Origin of the sequence: Paenibacillus barengoltzii NBRC 101215 (genome assembly GCF_004000745.1) — a bacterium.
Taxonomy (GTDB): Bacteria; Bacillota; Bacilli; order Paenibacillales; family Paenibacillaceae; genus Fontibacillus; species Fontibacillus barengoltzii.
In genome coordinates this window covers 52,609-61,659 of the sequence record NZ_BILV01000032.1, presented here as the reverse complement: position 1 = coordinate 61,659, position 9,051 = coordinate 52,609, and the positions used below count along the sequence as shown (strand labels likewise).

At 50.6% G+C, this 9,051-nt stretch carries 8 protein-coding genes; all 8 read left to right on the top strand.

Annotation, left to right across the window (positions count from 1 at the left end):
- The first annotated feature begins 143 nt into the window (after positions 1-143).
- The 8 genes from PBA01S_RS10980 to PBA01S_RS10945 all read left to right on the top strand — a co-directional run bounded on the left by PBA01S_RS10980 (position 144) and on the right by PBA01S_RS10945 (position 8,436).
- On the top strand, positions 144-1,040 hold the full coding sequence (locus tag PBA01S_RS10980) for a M15 family metallopeptidase (protein ID WP_127575990.1): 897 nt from the start codon (positions 144-146) through the stop codon (positions 1,038-1,040).
- 240 nt (positions 1,041-1,280) lie between these two features.
- Entirely contained in the window at positions 1,281-2,150 is an 870-nt protein-coding gene (locus tag PBA01S_RS10975) for an ABC transporter ATP-binding protein (RefSeq protein ID WP_127575989.1), read from the top strand.
- Between the two features lie 14 nt (positions 2,151-2,164).
- Positions 2,165-2,968: a hypothetical protein gene (locus PBA01S_RS10970; RefSeq protein ID WP_127575988.1), complete on the top strand. Its 804-nt coding sequence runs from the start codon at positions 2,165-2,167 to the stop codon at positions 2,966-2,968.
- 448 nt (positions 2,969-3,416) lie between these two features.
- On the top strand, positions 3,417-4,778 hold the full coding sequence (locus tag PBA01S_RS10965) for an FAD-dependent oxidoreductase (RefSeq protein ID WP_127575987.1): 1,362 nt from the start codon (positions 3,417-3,419) through the stop codon (positions 4,776-4,778).
- Positions 4,779-4,971: 193 nt separating this feature from the next.
- Positions 4,972-5,895, top strand: coding sequence for an SDR family oxidoreductase (locus tag PBA01S_RS10960; protein WP_127575986.1), 924 nt, complete (start codon positions 4,972-4,974; stop codon positions 5,893-5,895).
- A 47-nt stretch (positions 5,896-5,942) separates the two neighbouring features.
- Complete coding sequence (locus tag PBA01S_RS10955) at positions 5,943-6,689, top strand: SDR family oxidoreductase (RefSeq protein ID WP_127575985.1); 747 nt, start codon at positions 5,943-5,945, stop codon at positions 6,687-6,689.
- A 92-nt stretch (positions 6,690-6,781) separates the two neighbouring features.
- Complete coding sequence (locus PBA01S_RS10950) at positions 6,782-7,381, top strand: TetR/AcrR family transcriptional regulator (RefSeq protein WP_028539321.1); 600 nt, start codon at positions 6,782-6,784, stop codon at positions 7,379-7,381.
- Between the two features lie 221 nt (positions 7,382-7,602).
- Positions 7,603-8,436, top strand: coding sequence for a formate/nitrite transporter family protein (locus PBA01S_RS10945; RefSeq protein WP_127575984.1), 834 nt, complete (start codon positions 7,603-7,605; stop codon positions 8,434-8,436).
- Positions 8,437-9,051: the final 615 nt, after the last annotated feature.

The window sequence follows — 9,051 nt, the reverse complement described above, 5'->3', positions numbered from 1 at the left end:
GGGGACGAGGGCGCCGGGGGCGGTAGCCGGCGCCCTCGATTTACCAAGTAACTTTTAACGGGTCCATCCGTTAAAGAATAGTAGAAAACACATAAGGTGCCTGGGAAACATCAATCCAGGCCCCGTACAGGGGAGGAACCAGGATGAACAGCAAGAAAGGCGTGGTGACTGCGGCGATGGCCCTGTTGTTAACAGCGGTCCTAATTGCAGGTTGCGGCAAACAAGCAGCCAACGCTCCGCAGACACCAGCAGAGAACAGCACGAACACGGCTGTCGGCGCCAATAACGGGGCAGGGAACAATGCTGCCAACGACACCAGCACCGCGGACGATCAAGCTACAGAAGGCAATAACGCAACAAACGATGGCAGTACCGGCAATGGGGATTCCAGCGATTCGGCACAAGCTCCTGATGGTTCCAGCGACAGCAGCGGAGGGGACCGCGCGGCGATGTCGGATCCGTACAGTGTGGCGGTGCTGATTAACAAGCAATTTGCTTTGCCGGATGATTACGAGCCGAAGGATCTGGTGTATCCCGACGTTCGGTTTACGTTCAAAGAAAAAATCGAAAAACGCATGATGCGCAAAGAGGCGGCGAAGGCGCTTGAGGAGCTGTTCGCTGGAGCCGAGAAAGACGGGATCTACCTGGCTGGCGTGTCGGCGTACCGTTCACATAAGACCCAAACGGCGCTGTTTAACCGTTACGTGGAGAAGGACGGCGAGGAAGTTGCGAAGACGTACAGCGCGGTTCCGGGCCACAGCGAGCATGAGACTGGGCTGGCCATCGACGTTTCGGGCAGCGATGGCAAATGCGCAGCGGAAAGCTGCTTTGGTAACACGAAGGAAGCGGCCTGGCTGGCGGATCATGCCACCGAGTACGGATTTATCATTCGTTATCCGGAAGGGAAGGAAGACATTACCGGTTACAAATATGAGCCATGGCACCTGCGTTATGTAGGAAAAGAAATTGCAGCTGACATTGGTAAACGCGGTATTACGTTGGAAGAATATTATGATGCCATACCGGTATCTGGTCAATGATTTCATTAGATCTTTGGAGAGCGTGAGCTTATCCGGGAAAGACGCCTGCGGGCGTCTTTTTTTTGTTTTTGCCTCCAACGAAGAAAGCGAATAAAATTAACAGTTGACACCTGATAATGATTATCAGTATCTTTAAGAAGATGAAGTTTTTATGAATCTAAGATGAAGTCGTGCGATAGACTCTTTTAACAATGATACATTGGTGGGTTTATTCAGTTGGACACGGAAAGGATGGGTGCCATGGTCTCCTTAAAAACTTCGCATCTAGACATTGCCTATGAGGATCGTCTGATCGTCGAAGACTTAAATATTTCGATTCCCGAGGGGAAAATCACGGCGTTGGTTGGCGCGAACGGCTCTGGTAAATCAACGGTCCTGAAAACGATGGCTCGGATCCTTCAGCCGAAGTCCGGCAGCGTGCTGCTGAACGGCAAATCGATCCATAAGCAGTCGACGCGGGAGGTAGCCAAGCAACTGGCGATTCTGCCGCAGAACCCAACCGCCCCGGAAGGATTAACGGTTTATGAGCTTGTGTCGTACGGGCGTTTTCCACATCAGAAAGGGTTCGGAGGTCTGAAGGCCGAAGACCGGAAAATTGTCGAGTGGGCGATCGAAGCCACCCGCATGACCGAGTTCAGTGACCGGGCCTTAGAGCATCTGTCCGGCGGTCAACGGCAGCGGGCCTGGATTGCCATGGCGCTGGCGCAGGAGACGGATATCCTGTTCCTCGACGAACCTACGACGTTCCTAGATATGGCCCATCAGCTGGAAGTGCTTCAATTGCTGGAGGAGCTGAATGCCACATCCAACCGGACGATTGTGATGGTTGTCCATGATTTGAATCATGCTGCTCGTTACGCACATTATATGATCGCGATTAAGCAAGGCCAGGCTGTCGCTTCCGGTACACCGGAAGAGGTCGTGACCTCCAAAGTGCTGCGCGATGTGTTCGGGATCGAGGCGGATATCGTAACCGATCCGCGGAGCGGTGTGCCGCTGTGCCTCCCTTATGAGCTGTACCGGGCTGCAGCTGAAGGCAAAGTACAAGTACGCAAGGGCAAAAATGATGGACCGGAAGAGGCTTCGCCCAAAGTCGTCTCGTTCCTGTAGTGGGGGAACCCAAGATGAACATCAATTATCAGCTGCTGGAGCAGCAATTGGCGATTGTTACAGAGCAGCGGACGGATGCTTTCTTCACGATGCCTGCTGAGCGGCTGTTGGATCGAGGGCAGCTGGTGGCTTTTTTGGAAATCTACCAGGAGAAGATTAAGGGGCTTGATCTTCAAGTATCCGCCACCTATTTTGCTTCGAGCTGGCGAGTCGTGTGTGCGGCGCTGCACTATATGGTGTCGGTGACCTCCGGCAAGCTCCATTTTTCGCTTGATAATCTGACCCTGCAACTCGTGATGGTGAACGGATTTCCTTGGGTTTATTTTGTGCTAAACGATAAAGCAGAACAGCCTTGGCCGACCATTGACCGTCATTCCTGGCAGACCCGGGAGCTAACTCGTTTTTACGGGGAAGTGCTGCGACCTGTCATGGAAAATATGGCGGCCGTCTCCAAGCTGCCGGTTGCCCAGTTATGGGGACAGTTGCCTCTAGGTGTGCAATATTATGTCCATGCCATCGCGGGGCGTCTGGAGGAAGAAGACTCACGTTCTCAACTCCTGGAGGAGTATGAGGGCGTGAAGGAGCTGCCAGCTGAGGTGTTTGGCTTAAAGCGCAATCCGTATCGGGTCAAGGAAGTGCTGCTGGATGATCCTTATCGGCCAGGTGAGAAATCTCCGATGAAACCAACCTGTTGCTTGGCCTATCGGACGGACACCGGAATTGGATACTGTTACGGGTGTCCCAAGCTCTCCAAGTCGGAGCGGGAGGCCAAATATGAGGAGATCCGTCAGCAGCTTGCTGCGGCTCAAGCGCAATAAAGAGCCGGCTGCCGCTGAAGGAGAGATGCACGCGGACGCTGGTTTCTTTCTACATACGCGATACGCACTTGCTTAAATAATAAGCACTTGGCAATCCTGAAGAGGCTTCGGGGTTCCAAGTGCTTTTCTTTTTCGACCCCTCAATCTTCCAGCTTAAGATCCCAAATCAAAGGGAAATCTGATAAGGGCTCCCCCAAGCTGAATCAAAGGGATCATCGTGCAAAAGAGGCGTGCGAGAAGGGATTATAGCTAGGCTTTCGGACATTTTAAATTCAGAATTTAAAATTTCTTTCTTTTTCCTCTTGTAATGTGAAAAAGGCCACACTATAATAAGAAGCATGAAGTGAAAAAAATCACAATAATCCAAACTCATAAGTGACAGTTTTCACAAGTTATGACGTTTACTATACACCAACAAACAGCATGGATTATGGAGGAGGAAGAAATCATGAAAGTAGCAGTTATCGGATGTACACACGCAGGCACGGCAGCCATCGTTAATACGGCCCAACTTTACCCAGAGGCGGAAATTACCGTATATGAACGGAACGACAATATCTCGTTCTTGTCGTGCGGCATCGCCCTCTATGTCGGAGGGATGGTGAAAGATCCTCAGGGGCTGTTTTACTCCTCGCCGCAGCAATTGGCTGAGCTGGGTGTAAATACAAAGATGCGGCATGAAGTCGTATCGGTGGATACAGACGCGAAAGTCCTTCAAGCCCGCAACTTAGAGACCGGCGAAGTGTTTGAAGATCGGTTCGACAAGCTGATTGTTACGACGGGGTCGTGGCCGATCGTACCGAAGTTTGAGGGCAGTGATCTGGAGAATATTTTGCTCTCGAAGAACTTTAACCACTCCAACACCATCATCGAAAAAGCAAAACAAGCCAGCAACATCGTTGTTGTCGGTGCAGGTTACATCGGGGTGGAGCTGGTTGAAGCGTTCCAGCTTAATGGAAAGCACGTTACGTTGATCGATGCGGAGGAGCGCATTTTGAGCAAGTACCTTGATGCGGAGTACACGGACAAGATCGAACAATCGCTCCGCGACCATGGCATTGAGCTGGCATTAGGCCAAAAAGTCACACGCTTTGAAGGCGAGAATGGCAAAGTCGCGCAAGTGATTACCGATAAAGGCACATACGCTGCCGACCTGGTGATTATGTGCATTGGGTTCCGTCCTAACACAGAGCTGTTAAAAGGTCAGGTTGATATGCTGGACAATGGCGCGATCATCGTGGATGAATATATGCGCACCTCGAAGCCGGATGTGTATGCGGCAGGTGACAGCTGCGCCGTCTACTATAACCCGACAGGCAAGCATGTTTATATCCCGCTGGCCACCAACGCCGTCCGCATGGGGACGCTGGTCGCACGGAATCTGGTTACACCAACCGTGAAGTATATGGGGACCCAAGGCACTTCGGGCATTAAAATCTATGAGGATAATATCGCCGGAACCGGATTAACAGAAGCAGCAGCCAAGGACGCCGGTTTGGATGCAGAGGCGGTGCTGATCACAGACAACTACCGTCCGGAATTTATGCCAACCCATGAGCCGGTCCTGCTGAAGGTAGTCTACGAGAAAAATACTCGCCGGATTTTGGGCGCACAAATCATGTCGAAAGTAGACTTGACTCAGTCGATCAACACGATTTCGGTGTGCATCCAAAATGGAATGAAAATGGAAGAGCTCGCTTTCGTTGATTTCTTCTTCCAACCTCATTACAACAAACCGTGGAATTTCTTGAACAGTGCAGGCTTACAGGTGTTGCCGGAAGTTCCGAAGCGGGAAACGGTTCACGCTTAATACAAGAACATCAACAAGTTTCATATCGAAATAAGCCGATTCGAAAAGGGCATAAACCCTTGAGGAATCGGCTTTTTTATTTGATTGGAACCCTATAGCCAAAAAAACAAATGACAAAAATAAAAAATTGATACTTGATATCTGATATATGTTCGGTATATAATCAAGCCATCAAATGGAGGAGATGATCAAAATGAAAAATGAAACGAAGGATCAAGTAGTTCTCGTCACGGGCGCATCCACTGGAATCGGAAATTTGACGGCTCGGTCTTTGGCCGAGGCCGGACACACGGTATATGCCAGCATGCGGAACATCGGAGGCCGCAATGCTGTCCGTGCCGAGGAGCTTCTGGAATATGGAAGAAGCCATGGGCTGGACCTTCGAGTTGTGGAACTCGACGTGCAATCCGATGCTTCGGCTGAAGCTGCCGTCGCAACGATTCTTGAGGAGGCCGGCAGACTGGATGTCGTCGTGCATAACGCAGGTCATTTAGTGGTTGGCTACGTTGAGGCGTTTACCCCAGAGGATATCCATCATCTGTTTGACGTGAACGCCCTCGGAATCCAACGGGTGAACCGGGCTGTACTCCCGCATATGCGAGAGCGTCGTTCGGGAACTCTTATTTATGTCGGCAGCACAACGACGGTAGTTGCTCCACCATTCATGGGCCCTTACGTAGCCTCCAAGTTCGCCGGTGATGCAATTGCTCAGGTCACCGCCTACGAAGTAGGGCAATATGGCATCGAAACGACGATCGTCATGCCAGGTCCGTTTACTGAGGGAACCGACCATTTCCCGAATGCCAGCCGGGCAAGCGATGTAGAACGGAGTAAGGCTTATGCCGAGCTGGACCCGTTGGTAGAGCGTAATGAAGAAGCTACGTCGAGTCTATTTGTACCAGGGGTCGATGCCCATCCTAGAGCGGTTGGCGAAGAAATTGCTCGCATTCTTGCGATGCCGGCGGGAACACGCCCGTTCCGCAGCGTCGTGGACTTCACCAATGCAGGCGTTGAAGAGGTTAACGAGGCAGCCCGTCAGGCGCAGGAGAATTTCATTAACCGCCTGGGCTTTGGAGAGTTGTTGCATGTCAAAACCGCACAAAACGCTCAAAACTAATAAATCTGTTCAAATTTCATCACACTATCATTTAGGAGGAAATTAAAATGACCGAACAATTGTTGAATGGAAAAGTCGCTTTGGTAACAGGTGCATCTAGAGGGATGGGGAAAACGATCGCAGAGGAATTGGCACGCCGCGGGGCCAAAGTCGTTGTAAACTACGCCAGCAGCCCTGAGAAAGCAGAGGCCGTAGTGAAGGGGATTCAAGCTGAGGGCGTGGAGGCTGTCGCGATTCAAGCGGATGTCAGCAAGCTGGCTGAATTGGAGAAGCTGTTCCAGAAGACGAAGGAAACCTTTGGACGTCTCGATATTCTGATCAATAACGCGGGGGTCATGGTTACGAAGCCGCTGAAAGATATCACGGAAGAGGATTTCGACCGGCAATTTGCGATTAACGTGAAGGGAACCTTTTTCGCGATTCAGAAAGCTGTGGATTATATGGAGGCAGGGGGCCGTATTATCAACTTCTCGACATCCGTCACCGGTCAAATGTTCCCTACTTACAGCTCTTATGCAGCCAGCAAGGGAGCTGTAGAGCAGATCACACGGCAGCTGGCGAAGGAGCTTGGACCGCTGGGCATTACGATCAATGCGGTTGGCCCAGGACCGGTGAATACAGAACTGTTTACTGTCGGAAAAACACCGGAGCAAATCAAAGCCGTCGGCAACACCAATGCCTTCGGACGGTTGGCGGAGCCAGAGGATATTACGAGCGTCGTCCTGTTCCTGGCAGGGCCGGAATCCGGTTGGGTTACCGGGCAAACCCTTCGCGTTAACGGCGGTTTCATCTGATGATAGCTGTTCACAATTGACAGAATCGTATCATTGTCATTTGGATGCGATTTTGATATAGTGGGGAAAAAACGGGGAGGAGGACGGGTGAAATGAGCAACGAGCTGCCTTTAAGCAAAGAACAAATTATGGATACCGCAGAGCAGGTGCTAAGGCGCTTCGGACCGGATAAAACCTCCGTGCTGGATGTGGCGCGTGCGCTGCAAGTAAGTCATGGCACGTTGTACCGGCATTTTTCCAGCAAGGCCGCGCTTCGCGAAGCGGTGACGGAACGTTGGTTAACGCGAAGCATTGCCGCCCCTCTAGCAGATATTGCGAACGGCACAGACGGAAGTTATACGGAGCGCTTGAAGCTGTGGCTGAAGACGTTAATTGGCTGCAAGCGAACCTATGCCAGCGAAGACCCAGAGATGTTTGCCATGTATGCCGCTGTAACTGAAGCAGCCGCGGAGATCATCGAAGCTCATATTGATCACTTGATCGGACAGATTCACACAATTTTTGAGGGCGGCATCCGTGCGGGAGAGTTTAAAGCGTTGGAGCCGAAGGAAGCATCAAGAGCCATCTTCCTAGCGTTCCTGCATTTCCATCATCCCGCACACTTCCGCCAATGGACGAATGAGCGGATTGACGCAGATTTTGATGCGGTATGGCAGTTAATCTTGGGCGGGATCGCCGCACCATCCAAATAATTACGCGCTCACGTGCAGGTTAAAGACCCTTTCCGGGATTGCTCTGGAAGGGGTCTTTTGTGATTTTGTGATCATTAGGGAAATCCCTAATTTGTGAAAACGCTAACGTGATCTATGTTATTTTTTCAAGGTCCATTCACACGCTACAATGAACACGACTTCAAACGACGAATGACCTGTGAAGTGTCGTTTAGAAATGACATATAAAAGGAGACAGGATCATGGCTTATTCTAAACCTGCACAAATTGCCGAAGTATCCGTAGAATATGGCGTCAAAAAAGCATATTATCCACTGCTTACCGTATTGATTCTTGGTTTTTTGGGAGGGGCGTTTATCGCGCTTGGCTTCCTTCTTGATATTCGCGTGATCAGCAGCGCTCCGGCGGAATGGGGCAGTATCGCTAATTTTATCGGGGCTGCGGTATTCCCTATCGGCTTGATTCTAGTGCTGCTGGCGGGCGGGGAGTTGTTGACCGGTAATATGATGGCGGTGCCGTTGGCACGGATGGCGGGGCGAATTTCCACTGGAGATCTGTGCAAAAATCTCGTCCTCATCACGTTAAGCAATTTCGTAGGCGCTTTGTTTGTCGCTTACTTTTTTGGACACGTGGTTGGTTTGACGGCCAGCGGGCCTTATCTTGAGAAGCTGGTCGATATGGCTGGTCATAAGCTGGACGACAGATTCCTGCAAGCATTCGTGTCCGGGATCGGTTGCAACTGGTTGGTTGCTTTGGCGGTATGGCTCTCCTATGGCGCAGATAATATGAGCGGTAAAATCTTAGGCATTTGGTTCCCAACCATGGCCTTTGTTGCGATTGGCTTCCAGCACGTTGTTGCGAATATGTTCCTGATTCCAGCGGCAATTTTTGAAGGATATTACTCTTGGGGCGAATATTTGAGTAACTTTGTACCGGTATGGCTGGGGAATTTAACCGGTGGGGCTATCTTCGTGGCTTCGGCGTATTGGGCAGCTTTTCTGAAGGATAAAGGGTCCAAGGATGCAACGGCTGCCGGGTTGGCTGCGTCCTCTGAGGCGGCGAAGCATCACGGATAATCCGAATGGGCTTCAGTTTGGTTTAGGTTGGGCTGGGTTGAGCACGGCCCGGCTCAGCTCGGCTAGGATTAATTGGCCGGCTTGGCCTTGCTTGGATTGACTTGGACTGGCTTGGCTTCTTAAATTGCTCTTGGCTTGTTTAGCGTGTTTGACCCTTGACTGGGTTTGCTGTTTGTTGAAGCCCCCCTTTACACCATTATCCCGATGAATCAGAAAAATTCGTTAAGAGATTCGTTAGGAGAAAAAACAGTGCCTCGATTTATAGCTAATTCGCTCTCCCCCATTAGCCAATCGACGATAGGCTGGGGGTTCTCATCCTTCCTCCATTTACATTCATCTCATTAACTCTAATCATACGACCTTCCTATGAATAGCTACCCTTCACTTCATAAAGAATGATTATCTGAACAAAGGGAATACCTGATTAAAATAAATACTGTACCAAAGGGATACCACACGAAAGAGGGTTACCCAATCAAGTTTGGATGCTGCCCCCAAATAGATTTCTAATCAAACTCAGAAACCTGAGCGAAAGGGATAATCGTGAAATGAGGTGCGCGCAACATACTCCCGCCATAAGGAAATTCCCGCTTGGGCTTTACGCCGGGGTGGTTT